Origin of the sequence: Roseburia inulinivorans DSM 16841 (genome assembly GCF_000174195.1) — a bacterium.
Lineage (GTDB): Bacteria > Bacillota > Clostridia > Lachnospirales > Lachnospiraceae > Roseburia > Roseburia inulinivorans.
The window spans coordinates 1-513 of sequence record NZ_ACFY01000071.1 but is presented as its reverse complement, the minus strand read 5'-3'; the positions used below and the strand labels follow the sequence as shown (position 1 = coordinate 513).

1 protein-coding gene is annotated in these 513 nt (G+C 61.8%); it reads left to right on the top strand.

All coding sequences use genetic code 11. From position 1 onward, the window contains the following. Nucleotides 1-513 (top strand): hypothetical protein (locus ROSEINA2194_RS07970; protein ID WP_007885412.1); only part of this gene is annotated, 513 nt, incomplete at both ends.

Sequence of the window (513 nt, the reverse complement as noted above, 5' to 3'; positions counted from 1 at the left end):
AGAATCGCTTGTGGGAGCAGCACCCGCCGAAACCCGAAGATTTCGGCATGGCAGATACTCCCGTGCAGCACGTGGGCGGAACAACGGAACCGAAACCGCAGGAGGGCTTCGCCGGGTCGCTTTTCGACACGGTGGAAACGGCGGCTCCCGTACCTGCCACCCAAGCTGCCGAACCGGTAAACGTGCAGCAGGAACCGTTGCTGACGCTCTACGATCTGTTCGGCTTCAGCGCCGAGGAGCGGCGGCAGGCAGAACTCGGTATATCCAAGAAAAGGAACAGCCGCCGGGGAGCAAAGCGGAAGACGCCCCGGCAACCCTCGTTATTCGCCCCGGCCTCCTCTCCGGAGGAACAGAAGAGCGAAATGCCGAAAACGACGCCACCGGAGCGTGATCCCGAAGACTTGTATGCCTCCCTGAACTGGGAGGACAACCCGCCGATCAACGGCTTTTACGAGATGATGATGTCGCTTACCCCGGAACGGAGGGCGGAATTGCGCCGGCAAAACGCCCGGC